Source organism: Microcoleus sp. B3-D2, assembly GCF_036705345.1.
GTDB lineage: Bacteria > Cyanobacteriota > Cyanobacteriia > Cyanobacteriales > Microcoleaceae > Microcoleus.
In genome coordinates this window covers 44,174-64,216 of record NZ_JAUBUG010000022.1, presented here as the reverse complement: position 1 = coordinate 64,216, position 20,043 = coordinate 44,174, and the positions used below count along the sequence as shown (strand labels likewise).

Sequence of the window (20,043 nt, the reverse complement as noted above, 5' to 3'; positions counted from 1 at the left end):
TTAAGTTGACACCCGCGAACACTATTGTATCCCTACAATAAAATACACAATTGAGAATTGCTTTAGGTATTATTCCTAATGCAAGAAGTGGCGGATATCAGTGAAAACCATTGTGATTCCGAGTTGGTTGGCTGCTTCGATGGAATCTCGATCGCGCATACTTCCGCCGGGTTGGACGATCGCAATTATGCCCGCCTCAGCCGCAGTTTTGACTGAATCGTCGAAGGGGAAGAAACCGTCACTGGCCAAAATCGCTCCTTTGCTCTTGTCTCCTGCTTGTTCTAATGCTAGTTTAACTGAGCCGACGCGATTCATTTGTCCGGCGCCGACACCGATTGTAGTGCGATCGCGCGTCACAACGATCGCATTTGATTTGACGTGTTTCGCTACTTTCCAAGCAAACAGCAATTCTTCCAACTCTTGGGCCGTCGGCTGTTTCTCAGTAACAACCCGCCATTTGCTAGTTTCTTCTACTATATTATCTGAGTCTTGCACCAGCAAACCGCCTGCAATAACTTTAACAGTTTGTGGCGGTCCTTGAGTCAAGTCTGGCAAAATTAATACTCGAACTTTCGCCTTTTTCTTGATAATTTGTTCTGCTTCTGGTTCGCACCCCGGCGCGACGATACATTCTAAAAATGTTTGAGTTAAAGCCGTTGCGGTAGCAGCATCAATCGGGCGGTTGAGGGCGACAATGCCGCCGAAAGCTGAGACTGAATCGGTGTCGAAGGCTTTTTGATACGCTTCAGAAATAGTTGTTCCCAAGGCTGTGCCGCAAGGATTTGTATGCTTCAGAATAGCGGCGGCGGGTGTGTCGGGGAATTCTACGATTAGCCGCCTTGCTGCTTCTAAATCTACTAAATTATTGTAGCTTAATTCTTTGCCTTGCAGGATGGTGCTAGTCGTCCAGCCTGTCGGTGTACTTCCGCTTTGATACCAGGTGGCGGCTTGATGTGGATTTTCGCCGTAGCGCAGAGTTTGCAACTCTTTTCCTGATAAATTAAACTCGTCGGGTAGCGCTGATTTTTCAGCGGATTGGCTGCTGAGATAAGTTGCGATCGCGCGATCGTAGTTGGCTGTATGTTTGAAGGTTTCTAGCGCACACTTTTGCCTAAACTCTAAGGATGCTTCGCCGCCATTTTCCCGCAGTTCTTTTAAATAAGTATTGTACTGTTCTGGGTCGCACAACACTGTCAAATGAGCGTGGTTTTTGGCGGAGGCTCTCAACATTGCCGGCCCGCCGATATCTATCTGCTCAATTGCGTCTGCTAGAGTAACTCCTGGCTTAGAAATTGTCTCTTCAAATGGATACAAATTGACTACAACTAGATCGATCGCCCGAATTTGATTTGCTGTTAAGTCTGCGAGGTCTTCCGGTACATCGCGGCGTGCTAAAATGCCACCGTGGATTCGCGGGTGAAGTGTTTTGACTCGCCCTCCCAAAATTTCGGGAGAACCAGTATATTCCGCAACTTTGGTCACTGGGATGCCTGCTTCTTTGAGGGCTGTTGCTGTCCCGCCACTACTAATTATGTCAAATTCAAATTCTTCTACTAGAGTGCGCGCTAAGTCGATTAGTCCGCTTTTATTGGATGTGCTCAGAAGTGCTAGACGTGCCATTGGTTTGAAGTTGCGATCGCAAAAATAGATAGGTTATATTCTATATCACATCTGCCTGCAGGGAGATGATTTGGTAATGGCTAATTATGATTATTTTTGAGGAGTTAAGGATGAGTTCGCTCATTTTTAAGTATATTTTTTGGCAAAATTATATAATAATTTATACTGACCTGTGGCTTTTAAATATTTAAGACTTTTGCGGGTAACTGATTATTTTGTGAGTGGGAGAGGGATTGAAGCCATATCCAGCTTGCACCGTTCGTATCGCTACGTAAGTATAAATGTTGTTGAAATTACTTAATAAAAGTTAATAGATAATTATAGGGCGATTACTCAGGAATTTTAACGAAGTTTTAGGATGAATTAGAAAAGTAATGTGCTAGCATCGGGTGTAAATTGCTATCTCCCTAAATTTCCCGGAAAATTGGGCGATCGCAATACCTTAATCGAAAAAATAACTTGGTAGGGTAGAAATATGTTTTTTCAAGAAGCCGATCCAGAAAATAAGGTCAGTAATATTAGCAGGAATCATAAAAAAACTGCTCACAATATGATTCACAGAACCGACTACCAACAGATTCCCAAAAAAAGAGCCGAGAATTCGACAGATGCCAACATTTCCGAAGCTTATAGTCTTAGTCTGTGCGAACTGCAGCAGATGGAGCGAGCAATGGAACAGCTAAAGCAGGATTTGAAAGCTAGCGAATCTCGGTTTCGGAATGTGATCGAAAAAAATGCCGACGGCATCGCAATCGTTAACAAGCGAGGACTTGTCTGTTTTGCCAACCCGTCAGCAGAAGCGCTGTTTAACTGCACGGCAGAGGAACTTCTAGGTCAAGCATTTTTTGGCAATTTAGTAGTAGAAGTTTCAGCTTGCGACCTTGAGATGGCGACGGATATTATTCCCCAAGTTAGAAAAACAGAAGCGCCAGGAACTCGCGTCGTGCAAACAGAAGTTGAAGCTATTCGCAAGCAAAAAGCAAATGCTGTAGTAGAAATGCGGGTGGTGGAAACGGAATGGGATGGAGAAATGGCTTATTTAGCTACGCTACGGGATATTACCGATCGCAAGCGCGCAGAAGAAATGCTTTGGTTGTACGATCGAGCTATAGCAGCTACTAGCACCGGAGTTACGATTTCTGACGCCACTGACCCCGAAAATCCAATTATTTATTGCAATCCCGCATTTGAAAGCATGACAGGTTATCGGCGGCAGGAAATTATCGGAAAAAATGGCCGATTTTTGCACGGAAGCGATACCGATCCGGCGGCAGTAGAAATAATTCGCCAAGCCTTGCAAACAGAAAGCGAATGCAAGGTAATATTAAAGAATTACCGCAAAGATGGAACCGCTTTCTGGAATTGTTTCTCAATCTCTCCCGTGCGCGATCGCCTGGGCAAATTAACTCATTTTATTGGCGTACAGAGAGACATCACTGAGCGCAAACAAGCTGAAGAAGCCTTGCATATTTCCGAAGCACAAAGCAGAGAACAAGCCGCTCAACTAGCAGCCACACTTAACCAGCTCAAAGCCACTAATTCCCAATTAGTTCAAAGCGAAAAAATGTCTAGTTTGGGCTTGCTACTTGCGGGCGTCGCTCACGAAATTAACAACCCAGTCAGCTTCATTTACGGCAACCTCACTCATCTCACAAATTATACTCAAGACTTGTTTCACCACCTCGAACTTTACCAAAAGCATTATCCCGATCCAGTCGCGGAAATTCAACAGGAAAGAGAAGAAAATGAACTCGATTTTTTAGCTGAAGATTTACCTAAAATATTGTCTTCCATGAGCGTTGGTGTCGAGCGGATTTGCCAGATTGTCCAGTCGCTGCGGAACTTTTCGCGCCATGACGATTCACAGATGAAACCCGTTAACATCCACGAAGGTATTGACAGCACGCTGTTAATTCTCAATCACCGTTTGAAAGGGAACGGAGAAAAGCCGCCCATTCAAATTGTAAAACAATACGGAGAATTGCCGACTGTTGAGTGTTTTGCTGGGCCGATCAATCAAGTTTTTATGAATATTCTCAGCAATGCGATCGATGCTTTAGAAGATGCGAACAATAGGCAAAATTGTCAACAAATGGTAGAAAATCCTAGCCAGATTAGGATTGGTACGGAAGTGGTCGGCAATTTTGTAGCAATTAAAATTGCCGACAACGGCCCGGGAATAACTGAGCAAGTCAAACAGCAGATATTCGATACATTTTTTACTACCAAGCCCATTGGTAAAGGCACGGGAATGGGATTGTCAATTAGCTATCAAATTATTGTAGAAAGACACAAAGGGGAATTATATTGTACTTCGGAATTGGGCAAGGGCACGGAATTTACTATCAAAATTCCGATCGCACATTAGCGCAGAATGGGCAATCCGCGCTTTACCAACTTGATATACAGGCAAACAAGCGAGCGGGACGTTCGCACTCCTAAAAAACGAGAAAAATCGTTTTTTCTCGTTACCCGACTCTGGCTGGGAACGCATACTTAGAGGCTTTGCCTCCCCATTGTAGAGAGAATTATCAGGTGCTTTTTTGCTCACCTTACCCGCATAAATAGCTAATTAAAAAACCTCTGCACCCTCCAACTTCTTAAAAGTTTCAACCTTAGCCCTCGCCGCTTCCCCGCAAGTCTTCGGCGTCGGAAACATCTTCCCAGGATTCGCCAAACCTTTCGGATTAAACACCTGACGCACCCACTGCATCGTCTCCAAATCTACCTCCGAAAACATATCGGGCATAAAACACTTCTTATCAGCACCGATGCCGTGTTCCCCCGAAAGACTTCCCCCAACTTTCACGCAAAGCCTGAGAATTTCTCCGCCCAATTCTTCCACCTTTTCCAGCGCACCTTTTACCGAGTTATCGTACAGAATCAGCGGGTGCAAATTCCCGTCTCCCGCGTGAAATACATTAGCAATCCGATAACCGTATTTCTCGCTCAAACCCTCAATTTCTTTCAAAACATAAGCCATTTGCGTTCGCGGAATTACGCCGTCTTGCACGTAATAATCAGGGCTGAGATGACCCGCCGCCGCAAAAGCAGCTTTCCGCCCTTTCCAAATTTTTAGCCGCGTTTCCGGGTCGCTTGCCGTGGTGATATTTCGTGCTCCGTTATGCTTGCAAATATCAGCTATCCGCTGTTTGTTTGTGGCAACTTCCACTTCTAAACCGTCGATTTCTATGAGTAGAATTGCCGCCGCATCGCGGGGATAACATCCAGTTGCCACCACATCTTCCACAGCATTAATGCTGATGTTGTCCATAATTTCCATGCCGCCGGGAATAATGCCAGCGCTGATAATGTCGGAAACCGATTCGCCCGCTGCTTCTATACTGGAAAAATCCGCTAGGAGAACGCAAATCGATTCCGGCGCTTTGAGAATTCGCAGAGTAACTTCTGTGGCGATTCCTAAAGTGCCTTCGGAACCGACAAATACACCAGTTAAATCGTAACCGGGCATTTCGGAAATTTCGCCACCGACATCGACAATTGAACCGTCGGGAAGTACCAATTTTAATCCTAAAACGTGATTCGTTGTGACTCCGTATTTGAGGCAGTGAACGCCGCCAGAATTTTCGGCAACGTTGCCGCCAATTGAACAAACAATTTGACTGGAAGGATCGGGCGCGTAGTAGAAACCGGCGCCGCTAACTGCTTGCGTTACCCAGTTATTAATTACTCCCGGTTGCACGACAACTTGCTGATTTTCTAAGTCTACTTTCAGGATTTTTCGCATCAGGGCAGTGACAATCAGCACGCAGTTTTCTACAGGCAAAGCGCCGCCGGAAAGGCCGGTGCCTGCGCCTCTAGCCACCCAGGGAATTGAGTTGCGATCGCATATTTTGACCAATTGCGCCACTTCCTCGGTAGTTCGAGGCAATACCGCCACGGCGGGGCGCTGGCGGTAGCTGGCGAGTCCGTCGCACTCGTAGACAATCAATTCTTCGCGGCGCTGCACCACCCCATTTTTGCCGACTACAGCCTCAAATTCTTTAATAACGGGTTTCCAGTTGCGTTCTGTTTCTATGGCTATCATTAGTGAATTTAATTAGGGAACTATCAATAATATTGTGGCAAGTTTTACTATTTTTGTGCAATTATTTTTTTAAGGGTTGCAATATTGACACAGGGAAGGATCGGCAGTCTCTCGACCGTCGGGAAATACTTTTTCTTTAGTATAACCGCAGTTTTTGCATTTATAAATTGCCGATCGCACTAGCTGAGTCGGAAAATAGCAAAGTTCGCAGGGCAATCCGATTTTCGTCTCAGCAATATCGAATCCCGGCCAACCGCACTCCGGGCAGAATTGCTTAAATTTTTTAACTAAATCGAGAGTGGCATTTTCGATGTTTTTCATCCGAGTTGGATTGTACATCGCCCGCATATCTGTTTCGATGTGAACTCGGCCGATTGACGATTTTTTTAACGCTGCTGTCACAGCGTCAAAAAGTTGTTTTTCTGTCCTAATGCCCTTGACAATTTCGCCGTTACCGAGTGCAGCGTCGCCAACTATAACCACCAGTCCATGTTCGGGAAATCCAGCTTTTTTAGCAAAATCATCTGCTTCTTCTATACTGGAAACTAACTGGTGACTATAGTTAGTTTCTACCGACAAAGATTCGCCGATTAGCTCTAGATTATTGGCTCGATCTAATAAAAGTACGATTTCTCTGTTAGCTGGAATATACGGCATCATTGGGTGAGGGCCGAAAGTACCTTCGCTAGCAAAGGCAAGAGTTTCGCCCGCAATTTCTAGGGCTTTATGTGCTTTATGGCGAGCCGCTTCTATTTGTGTTCCTAAGCGTTTAACTTCTCGGGTGAATGTGCCAAAAGTGTCAGTGTCAAGCTCCGCAGGTACTAGGATATTTACGCCTAATTCTCGTTCCAAAACGGGAGCCATCACCCGTTCTTTTTGGTGCATGGTAGCAAGAACTGCGGTGCGATCGCTCAATAATTGATGGGGATTCACAGGCTCAGAAATATTAGACATACAGCAGCATCATTTCATAACAGAAGGCTCAAATACACCCTTTGACCTAAGTTCTCAATTCAGCACTCAAGCGTCAATCTTAAAAGCGATCGCTAGTTGCCTCCAGTCACTCCCCCAGCTTGACCTCTGAGTACAAAAATTACTCCCGTCATAATTAGTGCCACGCCTACCAACCGCAGTGGCGGCAAAGGCTCGTGAAATATAAGTTTGCCGCCTAAAACAGTAAACAGGTAACTAATTGACAGTAAAGGCGAGACTATGCTAAGGTTTGCCCGCGACAAAACTACAATAAAGCCTATCGAAGAAATTGCATACAAAGAAAGACCACCTACTATCAAAGGCTGAGTAGCCATTGCTATAATTTTTTCTATTAAATTAGCAGCGCCAATGGGTCCTAATATTTTAGCTCCTGCCTTCAGACTAAATTGACCTGCGACGCCGCACAATATTGCAGCAAGCAATAACATAAAAACGCTTCTATTCATAAATTTACTAACCTATAGTACAATCAAAAATTGCCGTTCCCAAAAACCTGAAAAACTTTAATTAAGTTTGGCTAGGTTTTATTTACCACTAATATTTTACGCAGAGATACGGGAAAATCAAGTATGGTCGATCGCGATCGAGAGTCGAACAAATATATGGCAGAGCAGACCAACCCAAGCGGAGAATATACTCTAGAACTATCGATACTCATGCCTTGTCTGAACGAAGCAGAAACTTTAGAAATCTGCATCGAGAAGGCACAGAAGTCCCTGCGCGAACTTGATATTGCAGGCGAGGTCATCATAGCAGACAACGGCAGCACTGACGGTTCTCAAGATATCGCTACCAGAATGGGAGCAAGAGTTGTGCCCGTAGCAGCCAAAGGCTACGGCAGCGCCCTGATGGGAGGAATCATCGCAGCGCGCGGAGTTTATATTATCATGGGCGATGCTGACGACAGCTACAATTTTTCCAACCTCGGCGCTTTTGTCAACAGATTGCGAGAAGGTTTCGACTTAGTGATGGGAAACCGCTTTCAAGGGGGAATCAAACCGGGTGCAATGCCGCTGCTGCACAAATATTTAGGAAATCCGGTGCTGACATGGGTTGGGCGGCTATTTTTTGCAAGTCCCGTCGGCGATTTTCACTGCGGACTCAGGGGTTTTAGGAGAGACTCTATTTTGAAACTCGACTTGCAAACAACGGGGATGGAATTTGCTAGCGAAATGGTGGTCAAGGCCTCTGTATACAAGCTGCGGATAACTGAAATCCCAACCGTACTTTCTCCCGACGGCCGCAGCAGGCCGCCGCACTTGCGAACTTGGCGAGATGGCTGGCGACACCTGCGATTTTTGCTGCTTTACAGTCCTCGGTGGCTGTTTTTGTATCCGGGTACTGCGCTGATGATTTGGGGTCTAATTGTTAGCATTTGGCTGTTACCCGGTACTCAAAAGATTGGGAGTATCAGCTTTGATGTACACACGCTGCTTTATGGTGCGATCGCAATTATCATCGGTTTTCAAGCAGTAACTTTCGCTTTTTTCACCAAGATTTTTGCTATCAGCGAGAAATTCCTGCCCGAAGACCCCAAACTCAACAAAATATTTCGCTATGTCACCCTAGAGACAGGATTGATTGTCGGAGTCACGCTGATTTTAATGGGAATAGTTGGCTCGTTCTTGTCCTTAACTATCTGGAGCGAAACAGCTTTTGGTACTCTCGATCCTTCTAAAACTCTGCGTTTGGTTATTCCCTCGCTCACTTGCCTGACTGTCGGTTTGCAGATGGTTTTGTCAAGCTTTTTTCTCAGTGTGCTGAGCTTGAAGCGTAGGTGATAACATTAAACTTCCTGCCAACATTTTTCAAAACTAAGTTGCCATGCAGTGGAAGATAAGGGCGATCGCACTTCCTTCGATCCTAAATTGCTATAATGACAATCAGCAAAAAATCTTAATGAAAAATCTATGTCTACTTATAGCGAGGTACTGAGTCAGGCTCAAAATCTCACTCTTGAAGAGCAACAGCAACTGTTAGAAGTATTGTCAGCATTGGTTCGTGATCGGGTAACAACCCAAACTCAGGGTAAACGATCGGAAATTGATGCAGCACTGATTGAAATGGTACAAGATCCAGAGTATCAAGCTCAAGTGCTACAGATGGAGGCTGAGTTTGCGGTAGCAAGTTGGGAAGCGCTGCAATTGGGAGAATCTCCTGTATGAACCGGGGAGAAGTCTATGATGCTCGACTTGAGCCTGTTGAGGGTTCTGAACAAGGAGGAACCCGTCCTGTTATCATCGTTAGTCGAGCTACAATCAATACATATAGCCCTGTAGTTTTGGCTATTCCCTGCACTACTTATCAAACTGGTAAACGAGTTTATCCCACTCAGGTATTAATTAAAGCTCCCGACGGTGGATTAACCAACCATTCTATCGCTATGGCCGATCAAGTACGGGTATTATCTAAATCTCGTTTATTGAGTTTACGAGGAATGCTTAGTGATGAAGCAATACTTCTGCTGAATCAAGCTTTATTAATTGCCTTGGATTTGCCTGGTCAAGTTTAATTGCACTTGAGGACTATCAGGGCGATCGCACTTTGGGAAAATAAGGGCGATCGCCCTTCGAGAATACTCCCCAAAGTTTGATCGGGGGAAAGCGGAGGGGCGATCGCACTTAGGGGAAAGATAGGGGCGACCGCATTTTTGGGTAAGATGAGAGTGCGATCTATTTTGCAACTTGAATTTAAGAAATGTTAAAATAAATTAAGAAAGAAATAAATTCCGGAGACTACTTGCAAGTCACTGTACTATCAAATAATATTAAATTTGAATGGCAATATTATGAATACCAGTAGCAGAGAGAGCAAAGCTTTGATGAATCCACGTAGAAAAAATTCTTACAATTCATTATTTTACCTACTCGTGGTATTACTGCTTTCTGGCTGTAGTTCTGATCATAGTGTGGATGTGAATATGAAGGTGAAGCTGGAGATAGAAAACTTAGAAAAGGCTATCCAAACTTTGGATAAAGGTATCAATACTCTAGCAACTGAATCTCGGAGCTGGCAGAGCGTTTTGGAAAATTCCCAAAAGCAGTTAACAGCGGATGCAAAGTCCATTATCAAAAACGAAATTACCGACCTTATCAAAACTGGAATTGCTAGCGTCGGTGAAGAGAGTCGCTGTAATGCTGACTTTGTAGGCCAAAGATCGCGTCATGCCTTGATTGAAATAAGAAACGAACTGGCGAAGGAAGTGAATGAACTGGCAAAGAAACTGGGACAGCAAGAGAGAATACCTCTAAAGCCAGTTAAAAGTTTAGAACCTGCGGTATGTATCGTGAATCCTAGTTCTATTGACGTAGCTCGGGTTGACCTGGAGCGGGAGGGGTTAAACAAACTTGAAATTAGTGGATATGACTTTAAACCATCATCAATTAAGGTTATTTTAAAAGATCGCGATCAAACGGAAGAAGATGTAAGCACAACTGCCGATTCAACGAGTAAGTATAATTTCATCTTAAACCTCAGTAAAGTTAATGGAGTACCACTATCGCCTGTCAGTGATAAACTAATTCTAAAGGGGAAGGGGAATGATACGATAATATCAACTATTAGTATCATTCAGCCTTCATATAATAAGGGTTTAACAAAAAATATTTGGGAGGACATTTCTGCGGGGCGTATTACAATTGCTAAGGCCATTATTCTAAATAAAATTTCGTGGCGAGATGGTGAACGCGGCTGTTCCACTGTCGGGTACGAAGAAATTGCCGAAGTCCGGAAAAAAATAGATGAGGCAACTAACTTTTGCGTTGCAAGAGTCAGAAACGATATAAATGCTGGTAATCCTTCAACTTCAAACGCCATTTTTCAAGGCGTTATTTCTTGGCAAAACGCTCAAACTCAATGTAAGTATATGTTGGGAGAAGAAATAGAGCGAGTGAGACAAGCACCAGGACTTGAAGCTTCAGCTTTCTGTAGGTAATAGCTCCTGACAGATTTAGATCCAAAGTAAATATATCACAAACGTAACGTCTATTCGGGAGGTTTCATTCTCACACAACAATGATTTAACCTTATGTCTCTTATTAAGACTTTGTAGAGACGTTTTATGCAACGTCTCTACAAAATGGGTTCCTCTTACCTACTATTCTACTCCCTCAATCCGGTCTTCCACCTCCTGATAAAGTTCACGCAAGCGATCCAAATTGTTCTCCGAAGTCTCCCAATAACCGCGGCCATTCACCTCAAGCAAAGTGCTGACAATCTTGCGGAACGAATGAGGATTTAAGTTAAGCAAACGCTTCTGCATCTCCTCATCTTGGATAAACGTAGTGTTGACATCCTCATACACCCAATTATCCACAGCGCCCGCCGTCGCACTCCATCCAGTCGTATTCACCAAACGCTTAGAAATCTCCCGCACACCTTCATAACCGTGCGACAACATCCCCTCGTACCACTTCGGATTCAGCAGCTTAGTCCGCGAATCTAAACGCACGGTTTCTGATAGCGTCCGCACCTGCGCGTTCGCTGTGGTTGTATCAGCAACAAAAGATGTCGGTTTCTTCCCATCTGCGCGCAAACTGCCGATCAATTTAGTTGGGTCGGAGTCGAAATAGTGCGACACGTCGGTTAGGGAAATCTCGGCAGAATCCAAGTTTTGGAAGGTGACTTCCGCAGTTTTCAAGGATGATTCAAAAATCTGCCTGTCTTGTTCCATTGTTCCCGGATTGTCGGAAGAAAAGGCGAAGGATTTGCGGGTTAAGTACATTTCCTGCAACTCGGCTTCGCTTTCCCAAGTGCTGTTTTCTACCGCCAAGTTGACGTTAGATGAATAGGAACCAGAGGCATTAGAAAAGACGCGAGTTGCTGCTTGTCGCAGGTTGATTCCCATTTCTTCCGCTTGCTTCAGGGCGTGTTTGCGGACGAAGTTCATCTCTAACGGTTCATCGGCTTCCGCTGCCATTTTCACGGCTTTATCTAACAAATTCATTTGGTTGATGAACAAGTCGCGGAATACGCCGGAACAGTTAATTACTACGTCGATTCGAGGGCGTCCCAACTCTTCTAAAGAAAGCAATTCGAGTTTGTTTACTCGGCCCAAAGCGTCGGGAACTGGCTTCACTCCCACCATCCACATTACTTGGGCGAGGGATTCGCCGTATGTCTTGATGTTGTCGGTTCCCCACAACACAACGGCGATGGTTTCTGGGTAATTTCCGCCGTTATCAATGCGCTGTCTTTCTAACAGCCGATCGACTACAAGCTTAGCAGACTTAACCGCCCCCGTTGTAGGGATTGACTGCGGGTCTAAAGCGTGCATATTCTTGCCCGTCGGCAAAACATCCGGGTTGCGAATCGGATCGCCACCGGGGCCAGGCAGAACATACTCGCCTTCTAACGCGCGCAACAAAGCGCCTAATTCGTTGTCGGCACAAACTTGCTGCAAGCAGAATTCCAGATACTCAAACAGCGGTTTAATCGGTTCTGGATCGATTTTTTTGTAACCGGCGGCGTGCAAGGCATCAATCCAAGGTGTTTTCTTGCCCATGTTGAAGAAATTCAACTTAGAAACAAGGGAAACTCGGCCCTCAGCATCGGTTTGTTCCTTCACCAAAGCGCCAACGGCATCCCGACAGGCCAAGGTGATGTTTTGCAGCAATTCGACATCAGTTAAAATGCCTTTGTCGCTATTGGTGTAAATTTCGCCGATATCGCGTCCAAGACTGTTAGCAATAATCCGTGGCAAGCTGATCAGTCCGTCTTCTTCGCGGTCTAAATTGGCGATATTCACCAAAGTTGCGATCGCCTCTTCCGCAGTCGGTGGCTTACCGATAACGTGCAAACCGCAAGGTAACAACCGCGACTCAATTTCCATCAACTTGCGGTAAACCAAGCCAACTAAATTGTCGCGTTCCTCGGCAGTCATTCCCGCAGCAACGCCTCTTTCTTGTTCCGGAGGTAGGGCGATATCCTTGTCCAAATTCACCAAACGGCATTTTTCGACGATCGCATCAACAATCGGCACACCCCGCCCAGTCTCTTTCAAAGTTTGATAAGAAGCAATTAACTCGCTGAGTTCCTGCAAACCTTTGTACAAACCAGCATTTTCAGCCGGAGGAGTCAGATAGCTGATTGTTTCAGCATAACTGCGGCGCTTGGCAATTGTTGCCTCGCTGGGATTGTTGGCGGCGTAATAATAGAGGTTAGGAATTTTGCCGATCAAACTGTCGGGATAACAATCCCCAGACATTCCCATCTGCTTACCCGGCATGAATTCTAGCGAACCGTGAGTGCCAAAGTGCAGCACCGCATCCGCACCCCAAATGCGCTCCAAATATGTATAGTAAGCAGCAAAACCGTGGTGCGGGCTGGCAGAACGAGAGAATAACAACCGCATCGGATCGCCTTCGTATCCAAAAGTAGGTTGCACTCCGATAAACACATTGCCGAAATGTTTGCCGAAAATCAGCAAATTTTGTCCGTCGCTGTTCAAATGTCCCGGAGGCGGGCCCCAATTTTCTTGCAAGCGTTCCGAGTAAGGAGTGAATTCTTCGTATTCAGCTACCGACATCCGGTAAGCAACATTTAATTCGGGACTTTGGTATTGGGCTGTTGCGTCGTGGATGACTTCTTGCATCAGTTTTTCGGCGGAATCCGGCAATTCTGGCAAGTCGTAACCGTTGCCTTTTAAGGCTTTCAATACTTGGTAAATCGAGCCGAAAACGTCCAAATAAGCGGCAGTTCCGACGTTGCCTTTGTCCGGCGGGAAACTGAAAACTGTGATCGCAACTTTTTTATCTAATTTTGGTTTCCGGCGCAGCATTGCCCACTTCATGGCGCGCTGGGAAATTGCTTCGATCCGGTCTTGTAGGGCGATCGCCTTGCCAGTTGCGCCATCGCGTCCCGACAAAATAATCGGTTCGATCGCCCCATCCAACTCGGGAATGGCAATTTGCAAAGCAACTTGAATCGGGTGCAAGCCTAAATCGCTATTTTCCCACTCTTCCGTCGTTTGGAAAACCAGCGGCAAAGCCACCATGTAAGGGCAGTTTAGCTTTTTCAAAGTCTCGATCGCCTTCGGGTGATCTTGTTTCGCCGGGCCGCCCACCAGCGCAAAACCAGTCAGAGAAACCACCGCATCAACTATGGGTAGCGGTGCAACACCTTTGGTCCCAACTTCCAAGAAAAAAGTTTCGACTGGTTTCGAGAAGTCCAAACCGCCGGCAAAAATTGGCACCACCCGCGCCCCCATTGCCTCCAATTCCTGCACCATTGCTACATAGTGCGCGTCATCTCCGGTGACTAAGTGAGTCCGCTGCAACACCAAGCCGATGCAAGGTGCGAGGGGGTCTTTGAGGTCTGCAGAAATATCTTTGCGGGCGTTGTACCAGGTGAGGTAGGCTTTTACATCCTCAAACATCGACGGTGCCAAAGGATGCCAAATTCCCATATCCGGGTAGACAACGGGCTCTTGAAAAGTTAGCTGTTCCTGGCCTTTGAATACATATTTATGTGACAGCATCAGCAAGAAGTTTTCCAAGTTTTCTTGGGAACCTCCCAGCCAATACTGGAAACTCAGCATGAAGTTGCGGGCATCTTGGGCTTTGTCGATGGGCAAATATTTCAGCACTTTCGGCAAAGTTTGCAGCAGTTTCAGCATTCCGTCTTGGAAGGAACTCCCGGATTTTTCCTTCCGTTTTTTCATGAATTCGCCGATCGCACTTTTGCTTTGTCCCAACTGTGCCATCGAGAAACTGCCCATTTTATTGAGTCGCATCACCCCAGGCATCGACGGGAAGACGACGGCGACATCCAAGCTGTCGCGCAGCGGTTCCACCGCCGCTACCACTTTTTCGGCCAAATCTTCGATGAAAATTAGAGAAGCAATAAATACATTGGCATCCGCCACATCCCGCTTGAAGGCCTCGTAATTTTCCGGGCTGCGGAGTTCCTCGATCAGGTAGCCACTGATTTCTATTGCCAGATTCGGATTTTTCTTGTTTATCGATCGAACCGCTGCCGACAGGGCGCTTTGATACTGCGGTTCAAGTACGACATAGACCACCTTCATGAGCGATCGCCCCTGCAAGTTTTCCGGCACGACGTGGCGAATGGTGGGCTTGACGTGAGTGAACATCCGGTTAGGCTCCTTTAAGATGCTGTTTTCGGGAATCGGGAATTTTTTTATCCCATAAGCATTTTTACCAGAAAACGCTTGCCATTAGGCGATTTGAGCCTGCACATGACACAATTCGACAAATTTATGGCAACTTTTCGTTACATTTTCTTCTAAATTCCTTGAGCAAATACTCCAAATTTTATTTACAAAAATTTACTTGACAAATAGAAATTTATGTGTATAGGATTAAGTGGTTGGATAAAAAGAATTCAAAATTAACCAACCATTAAGAAAGAAATCCTGAAAAAAGTTCCAAGTTTTGTAGAACTGAGAGAACAGGCGATCGAGCAATTAACTGATGCAAAAAAGGCATAATTTCTGAAAACAGAATGTAGCCTTCAGATAATTGCTGACTCACCCAAATTGATATTTGGCAAGGAATTTAAAGCCATTTCGTAACGTCTGTTTTGTGTAAATTCCTGATTTGCGATCGAGTTCATGGAAAGCTAATTGCTATAAACTCTCAAACTCATCAAAACCTGAAGGGGAAAACATGGCTAACTACGCAATTTTCGACGAACAATTCTACCTGGCCTCATATCCTTGGGTCAAACCAGCCATTGACGCAGGAGTAATCAAATCCGGGAGAGAACACTTTGAAAAATTCGGTAAAGCCGGCGGCTTAACTAAAGTATCCCGGTATTTTGACGAAAATACTTACCTTGGGGCAAACCCCGACATCGCACCCTTTGTCCGCACAGTCAATCCAAACGCACCTTTTGCGACCGGCCTGGATCACTTTATCGAGTTCGGTTACGATGAAGGACAGCGCCGCACCCAAGTATCGCCTGAGTACAACGAAGATTTTTATTTAAAAAATAACTCAGAGCTGCGATCGTTTATCGGCCCTAATGCACCTTTCAAATCAGGATACCAGCATTTCGCTCAATTCGGGGCCAAAGAAGGTCGTTTTGGAACTTCATTTTTTGAACCGGAATACTTAAAAGAAAACCCCGACATCGTGCCGTTTGTAAACTCTGGAACCTTGAACACTGGTCGGGAACACTACTTCAATTTCGGGAAAAACGAGCCAAGCCGCGACGCAACTTTTGTCGGCAGCAGCAGCAACGATATTCTCACTGGTGTTGGTGTGGGGAATACCGAACTCATTGGAGTGGAAGTAGGTATCGATCCCAGCCGCAACCGCCAGTATGAAAGTTTTGGCACCAATGAATTCGATGTCCTGATTGGCAGTCCGGGAGCTGATACATTCGTACTCGGAGTTCCTGCTACAGCGGGGAATGCCACCGCGACACCGCTGTATTTGGGTAACGGTCAAGCTACCATTCGCAACTTCGACATCGAAAGCGATTTTATCCAACTGCAAGGAACTTCTTTAAACGGCTACAGCCTGACTCCGGTTGGCAACAATTTGTCAATCCAGCGTTTTGGAGATGTGCTCGGCGTAATTGAAGGAGGAGCAACCTTGGGTTTGACTTTCCAAGAATCTAACGGTAACGGTACTTTCTTGATTGGATAGTCATTGGTCGTTAGTCATTAGTCATTAGTCATTAGTCATTAGCTAATGACTAATGACTAATGATTTTTTATTGGTGGTGGGCGATGGTTCTATAAAAAAGTACGATCGCATTTTACTTTCTTAAAGAAGCAACCATGAATTACGCAATTTTTGACGAACAATACTACCTAGCCTCATATCCGTGGCTGAAACCAGCCATTGATGCAGGAATCATCAAATCTGGAAGAGAACACTTTGAAAAATACGGTCAAGCCAGCGGTCTCACAAAAATATCGCGGTACTTTGACGAAGATACCTATCTGGCAGGCAATCCAGACCTCAAACCCTTTGTCCGCACTCCTAGCAATCCAAACGCTCCTTTTGCTACAGGCTTAGATCACTTTATTCAGTTCGGTTACGATGAAGGAACTCGCCGCACCCAAGTATCGCCTGAGTACAACGAAAATTTTTATTTAGCAAATAATTCAGACCTTCGACCTTTCGTTCTGAACGGAACTTTCAAATCTGGATACCAGCATTTCATTCAATTCGGCGTCAAAGAAGGTCGGTTTGGGACTTCTTTTTTTGAACCCGAATACTTAAAGAAAAACCCTGACATTGTACCCTTTGTCAACTCTGGAGCCTTGAGAACGGGTCGGGAACACTACTTCAATTTTGGTAAAAATGAGCCAAGCCGCTCTGCTACTTTTGTCGGAACTTCCGGCAACGATGTTATCACAGCCATTGGCGTGGGGAATACCGAACTGATTGGAGTGGATGTAGGTATCGATCCCCGAGGCAATCGACAGTTTGAAAGCTCTGGACTCAATGAGTTTGATGTCTTGATTGGTGGCCCGGGAGTTGATACATTCGTACTCACACCTCCTCTTACTACAGGCGGGAATTTCAGCTCGTTCCCGCTCTATTGGGGTAACGGTGAAGCTACTATTCGGAACTTCAAAGCAGGACAGGACTTGATTCTACTGCAAGGAACTTCTTTAACCAGCTACGACTTGATTCCCATTGGCAACAATTTATCAATCGAGGCTTTTAAATTTGTGCTCGGCGTGATTGAAGGAGGAGCAAGTTTGAATTTGACCTTCCAACAATCTAACGGTAACGGTACTTTCTTGATTGGATAGTCATTGGTCATCAGTTAATAGTGATGATTGATGACTTTTTTGTGTGTTGTGGGCTAATCTGGTATGAAAAAGTACGATCGCACTTTACGTTCTTAAAGGAGCAACAATGAATTACAATATTTTCGACGAACAATACTACCTTTCGCAATATCCGTGGCTGAAACCAGCCATTGATGCAGGAATCATCAAATCTGGAAGAGAACACTTTGAAAAATTTGGTCAAGCCGCGGGCCTAACAAAAATATCGCGGTATTTTGATGAAGATACTTACCTTGAGGGAAATCCAGACCTTAAACCCTTTGTCCGCACTCCCAACAATCCAAACGCGCCTTTTGCGACCGGACTAGACCACTTTATCCAATACGGTTACGAAGAGGGCCGCAGCCAAGTATCGCCTGAGTATGACGAAGCGTTTTATCTCGCGACTAACCGAGCTTTGCTGCCGTTTATTCAGAATGGAACGTTTAAAAACGGCTACCAGCATTTCATTGAATTCGGTCTCAAAGAGGAGCAGTTTGGGACTTCATTTTTTGAACCGGGATATTTACAATTCAACCCCGATGTTCGGCTGCTTGTCGAATCGGGAGCCTTGAAAACTGGTCGCGAACACTACTTCAATTTCGGGAAAAATGACCCAAACCGGTCTGCTACTTTTGTCGGAACTTCCGGCTATGACCTCCTCACTGGTTTAGAGGTGGGGAATACCCGATTAATAGGATTTGAAGTAGGTTACACTACAAAAAGTAACAATTTTTCTTACTCCCCCAGCGAATATTATGAAAGTGACGGCAGCAATGAATTCGATACTCTAACTGGCGGTAGCGGCCGCGATATATTCGTGTTGACCCGTAGAACTCGCACTCTAGGGGGTGGTAGATCGGCGGTTTACACTAACCCGTCCTACATCGGGCCGGGTTTTGCTACAATTCGGAACTTTACGCAAGATCAGGATACGCTCGATATAGGGCTTTACTCAAATCAATTATTGGTATTTCCCATCAACAATAATCGAGATTTAGCTATTCAAAAGAGGGGCTTCTTCGTCGTTAACAATGGAGTTACCGAAACCACTCCCGGTGACACTATCGCTGTTATTGAAGGTGGCGGAAATCTCAGTTTGAATCTACCAGTAGCCTATGGTGGGATCTAGTGTTATTAGCGCTGTATTTGGCTATAAATATCGCAGCTATTCAGGGTTGGCCTTAGTCCATCATCGGGACACTTATTAATTCAACACTCGGCAGATACAATTGCCATAATTCATAGCGTAGCCAATCTAAAGCTGCAATTGATTGGGATAATAAATCCCTTTAATCCTCCAGTCGGTCTCACTTTCATGGGCGATAAAGCATAGAGCTTAAGTGAGATTTGACTGTTGGGTAAAATCACCCGGTCAGGTAATTGTCTCAGTTCTGGATTATTGATAAATTGCATAAACAGCTCATTAAAGCCGCAGTAGGAAGACATGGCTAGTTACGCAATTTTTGACGAAAAATACTACCTTGCTCAATATCCTTGGGTCAAACCCGCCATTGATGCAGGAATCATCAAATCTGGAAGAGAACACTTTGAAAAATTCGGTCAAGCCGGCGGCATAACTAAAGTTTCGCGGTATTTTGACGAAGCTACTTACCTTGCTGGCAACCCAGATATCGCTGCCTTAGTCCGCACCCCCAACAACCCAAGCGCACCTTTTGCGACGGGCCTAGACCACTTTATCCAATATGGTTACGAAGAAGGTCGCACTCGCGTATCTGCTGAGTATGACGAAGCGTTTTATGTAGCAAATAACCGACAGTTGCAGCCGTTTATTCAAAATGGAACTTTTAAAAATGGCTACCAGCATTTCATTGAATTCGGCATCAAAGACGGTCAGTTTGGGACTTCATTTTTTGAAACAGAATACTTACAAAAAAACCTCGACATTCGGCCGTTTGTCGAATCGGGAGCCTTGAAAACTGGTCGCGAACACTACGTCAATTTCGGGAAAAACGAGCCAAATCGGTCTGCTACTTTTGTCGGAACTTCCGGGAATGACATCCTGACTGGTTCCGGGGTGGGGAAAGTTGAATTAATTGGAGTTGAAGTAGGTTTAGGTACAGGTAATGGCTTTGGCTCCGGTCGAAATTATGAAAGTGATGGCAGCAATGAATTCGATACTCTCATTGGCGGTAGCGGCCGCGATACATTTGTACTTGGTGCAGCTTTAGTAGGCAGTAAGGGGAACCCGGCCGGAGTCTCACAGTTCTACATCGGGTCGGGTTTTGCTACTATTCGGAACTTTATCCAAGGTCAGGACAGCATCCAGCTAGCAGGGTATGATTTAGATAAATTCTTGATTGTTCCCATTAACAATAATCGAGATTTAGCTATCCAAACGAACGGCTTTCCCACCGATTTTCAAAATGGAGTTACCCAAGTTAGTCGCTTTGACACGATCGCGGTTATTGAAGGTGGCGGAAATCTCAAGTTGAATCTATTACCAGAATCGCCTTTTGCGACACTTTTAATTGGATAGAATTCTCGCAGCTATTCGGGATGTACCTGATTGCTGCTGGGGAGTGCGATCGCACATTCGCAAAAATGGCGATCGCACGGTTGTGTTTGCCATAAAAAAAATAATAAAACAGGCTTAATAATAATTAAC

14 protein-coding genes are annotated in these 20,043 nt (G+C 45.1%); 9 read left to right on the top strand and 5 right to left on the bottom strand.

What is annotated here, in order from left to right; all coding sequences use genetic code 11:
- Window positions 1-75: 75 nt before the first annotated feature.
- On the bottom strand, window positions 76-1,620 hold the full coding sequence (gene purH / locus QUB14_RS11030; RefSeq protein ID WP_333217034.1) for a bifunctional phosphoribosylaminoimidazolecarboxamide formyltransferase/IMP cyclohydrolase: 1,545 nt from the start codon (window positions 1,618-1,620) through the stop codon (window positions 76-78).
- Window positions 1,621-2,095: 475 nt separating this feature from the next.
- On the opposite strand from purH, the gene QUB14_RS11025 reads away from it, so the two are divergent.
- Entirely contained in the window at window positions 2,096-3,988 is a 1,893-nt protein-coding gene (locus QUB14_RS11025) for a PAS domain S-box protein (protein ID WP_333217032.1), read from the top strand.
- A 204-nt stretch (window positions 3,989-4,192) separates the two neighbouring features.
- On the opposite strand, the gene glcD is transcribed toward QUB14_RS11025, so the two are convergent.
- The 3 genes from glcD to QUB14_RS11010 form a co-directional block, all read right to left on the bottom strand.
- Entirely contained in the window at window positions 4,193-5,668 is a 1,476-nt protein-coding gene (glcD, locus tag QUB14_RS11020; protein WP_333217030.1) for a glycolate oxidase subunit GlcD, read from the bottom strand.
- Window positions 5,669-5,737: 69 nt separating this feature from the next.
- Window positions 5,738-6,622, bottom strand: coding sequence for a DUF6671 family protein (locus QUB14_RS11015; protein WP_333217028.1), 885 nt, complete (start codon window positions 6,620-6,622; stop codon window positions 5,738-5,740).
- Between the two features lie 92 nt (window positions 6,623-6,714).
- The gene (locus QUB14_RS11010; RefSeq protein WP_333297190.1) at window positions 6,715-7,089 is read right to left on the bottom strand and encodes a transporter; all 375 of its coding nucleotides are present in this window, start codon (window positions 7,087-7,089) and stop codon (window positions 6,715-6,717) included.
- A gap of 141 nt (window positions 7,090-7,230) precedes the next feature.
- Between QUB14_RS11010 and QUB14_RS11005 the strand changes: the two genes are divergently transcribed.
- The 4 genes from QUB14_RS11005 to QUB14_RS10990 all read left to right on the top strand — a co-directional run bounded on the left by QUB14_RS11005 (window position 7,231) and on the right by QUB14_RS10990 (window position 10,595).
- Window positions 7,231-8,442, top strand: coding sequence for a glycosyltransferase family 2 protein (locus QUB14_RS11005; RefSeq protein WP_333217026.1), 1,212 nt, complete (start codon window positions 7,231-7,233; stop codon window positions 8,440-8,442).
- Between the two features lie 129 nt (window positions 8,443-8,571).
- On the top strand, window positions 8,572-8,826 hold the full coding sequence (locus QUB14_RS11000; protein WP_332960837.1) for a hypothetical protein: 255 nt from the start codon (window positions 8,572-8,574) through the stop codon (window positions 8,824-8,826).
- A complete protein-coding gene (locus QUB14_RS10995; protein ID WP_333217024.1) occupies window positions 8,823-9,173 on the top strand; it encodes a type II toxin-antitoxin system PemK/MazF family toxin in 351 nt (116 codons plus the stop codon). The genes QUB14_RS11000 and QUB14_RS10995 overlap by 4 nt, the downstream gene beginning before the upstream one ends.
- 276 nt (window positions 9,174-9,449) lie before the next feature.
- Window positions 9,450-10,595: a hypothetical protein gene (locus QUB14_RS10990; RefSeq protein WP_333217022.1), complete on the top strand. Its 1,146-nt coding sequence runs from the start codon at window positions 9,450-9,452 to the stop codon at window positions 10,593-10,595.
- Between the two features lie 162 nt (window positions 10,596-10,757).
- Here QUB14_RS10990 and QUB14_RS10985 read toward each other — a convergent pair whose 3' ends face one another.
- Window positions 10,758-14,753 (bottom strand): magnesium chelatase subunit H, encoded by a 3,996-nt coding sequence (locus tag QUB14_RS10985; RefSeq protein ID WP_333217020.1) that lies wholly within the window; start codon window positions 14,751-14,753, stop codon window positions 10,758-10,760.
- A gap of 535 nt (window positions 14,754-15,288) precedes the next feature.
- Here QUB14_RS10985 and QUB14_RS10980 point away from each other — a divergent pair.
- The 4 genes from QUB14_RS10980 to QUB14_RS10965 all read left to right on the top strand — a co-directional run bounded on the left by QUB14_RS10980 (window position 15,289) and on the right by QUB14_RS10965 (window position 19,914).
- Window positions 15,289-16,275, top strand: coding sequence for a calcium-binding protein (locus QUB14_RS10980; RefSeq protein WP_333217018.1), 987 nt, complete (start codon window positions 15,289-15,291; stop codon window positions 16,273-16,275).
- Between the two features lie 134 nt (window positions 16,276-16,409).
- The gene (locus QUB14_RS10975; protein ID WP_333217016.1) at window positions 16,410-17,396 is read left to right on the top strand and encodes a calcium-binding protein; all 987 of its coding nucleotides are present in this window, start codon (window positions 16,410-16,412) and stop codon (window positions 17,394-17,396) included.
- A 106-nt stretch (window positions 17,397-17,502) separates the two neighbouring features.
- The gene (locus tag QUB14_RS10970; protein ID WP_333217014.1) at window positions 17,503-18,546 is read left to right on the top strand and encodes a calcium-binding protein; all 1,044 of its coding nucleotides are present in this window, start codon (window positions 17,503-17,505) and stop codon (window positions 18,544-18,546) included.
- 315 nt (window positions 18,547-18,861) lie between these two features.
- Window positions 18,862-19,914 carry a calcium-binding protein gene (locus QUB14_RS10965; RefSeq protein WP_333217012.1) on the top strand — a complete coding sequence of 351 codons (1,053 nt, stop codon included), beginning with the start codon at window positions 18,862-18,864 and terminating at the stop codon, window positions 19,912-19,914.
- Window positions 19,915-20,043: the final 129 nt, after the last annotated feature.

Excerpts from the sequence above, each read along its gene's own strand:
- QUB14_RS11010 (WP_333297190.1), bottom strand. The coding sequence starts at position 7,089 with ATGTTATTGCTTGCTGCAATATTGTGCGGCGTCGCAGGTCAATTTAGT.
- QUB14_RS11000 (WP_332960837.1), top strand. The coding sequence starts at position 8,572 with ATGTCTACTTATAGCGAGGTACTGAGTCAGGCTCAAAATCTCACTCTT.
- QUB14_RS10990 (WP_333217022.1), top strand. The coding sequence starts at position 9,450 with ATGAATACCAGTAGCAGAGAGAGCAAAGCTTTGATGAATCCACGTAGA.
- QUB14_RS10985 (WP_333217020.1), bottom strand. The coding sequence starts at position 14,753 with ATGTTCACTCACGTCAAGCCCACCATTCGCCACGTCGTGCCGGAAAAC.
- QUB14_RS11015 (WP_333217028.1), bottom strand. The coding sequence starts at position 6,622 with ATGTCTAATATTTCTGAGCCTGTGAATCCCCATCAATTATTGAGCGAT.
- QUB14_RS11005 (WP_333217026.1), top strand. The coding sequence starts at position 7,231 with ATGGTCGATCGCGATCGAGAGTCGAACAAATATATGGCAGAGCAGACC.
- QUB14_RS11025 (WP_333217032.1), top strand. The coding sequence starts at position 2,096 with ATGTTTTTTCAAGAAGCCGATCCAGAAAATAAGGTCAGTAATATTAGC.
- glcD (WP_333217030.1), bottom strand. The coding sequence starts at position 5,668 with ATGATAGCCATAGAAACAGAACGCAACTGGAAACCCGTTATTAAAGAA.
- purH (WP_333217034.1), bottom strand. The coding sequence starts at position 1,620 with ATGGCACGTCTAGCACTTCTGAGCACATCCAATAAAAGCGGACTAATC.
- QUB14_RS10995 (WP_333217024.1), top strand. The coding sequence starts at position 8,823 with ATGAACCGGGGAGAAGTCTATGATGCTCGACTTGAGCCTGTTGAGGGT.
- QUB14_RS10965 (WP_333217012.1), top strand. The coding sequence starts at position 18,862 with ATGGCTAGTTACGCAATTTTTGACGAAAAATACTACCTTGCTCAATAT.
- QUB14_RS10980 (WP_333217018.1), top strand. The coding sequence starts at position 15,289 with ATGGCTAACTACGCAATTTTCGACGAACAATTCTACCTGGCCTCATAT.
- QUB14_RS10975 (WP_333217016.1), top strand. The coding sequence starts at position 16,410 with ATGAATTACGCAATTTTTGACGAACAATACTACCTAGCCTCATATCCG.
- QUB14_RS10970 (WP_333217014.1), top strand. The coding sequence starts at position 17,503 with ATGAATTACAATATTTTCGACGAACAATACTACCTTTCGCAATATCCG.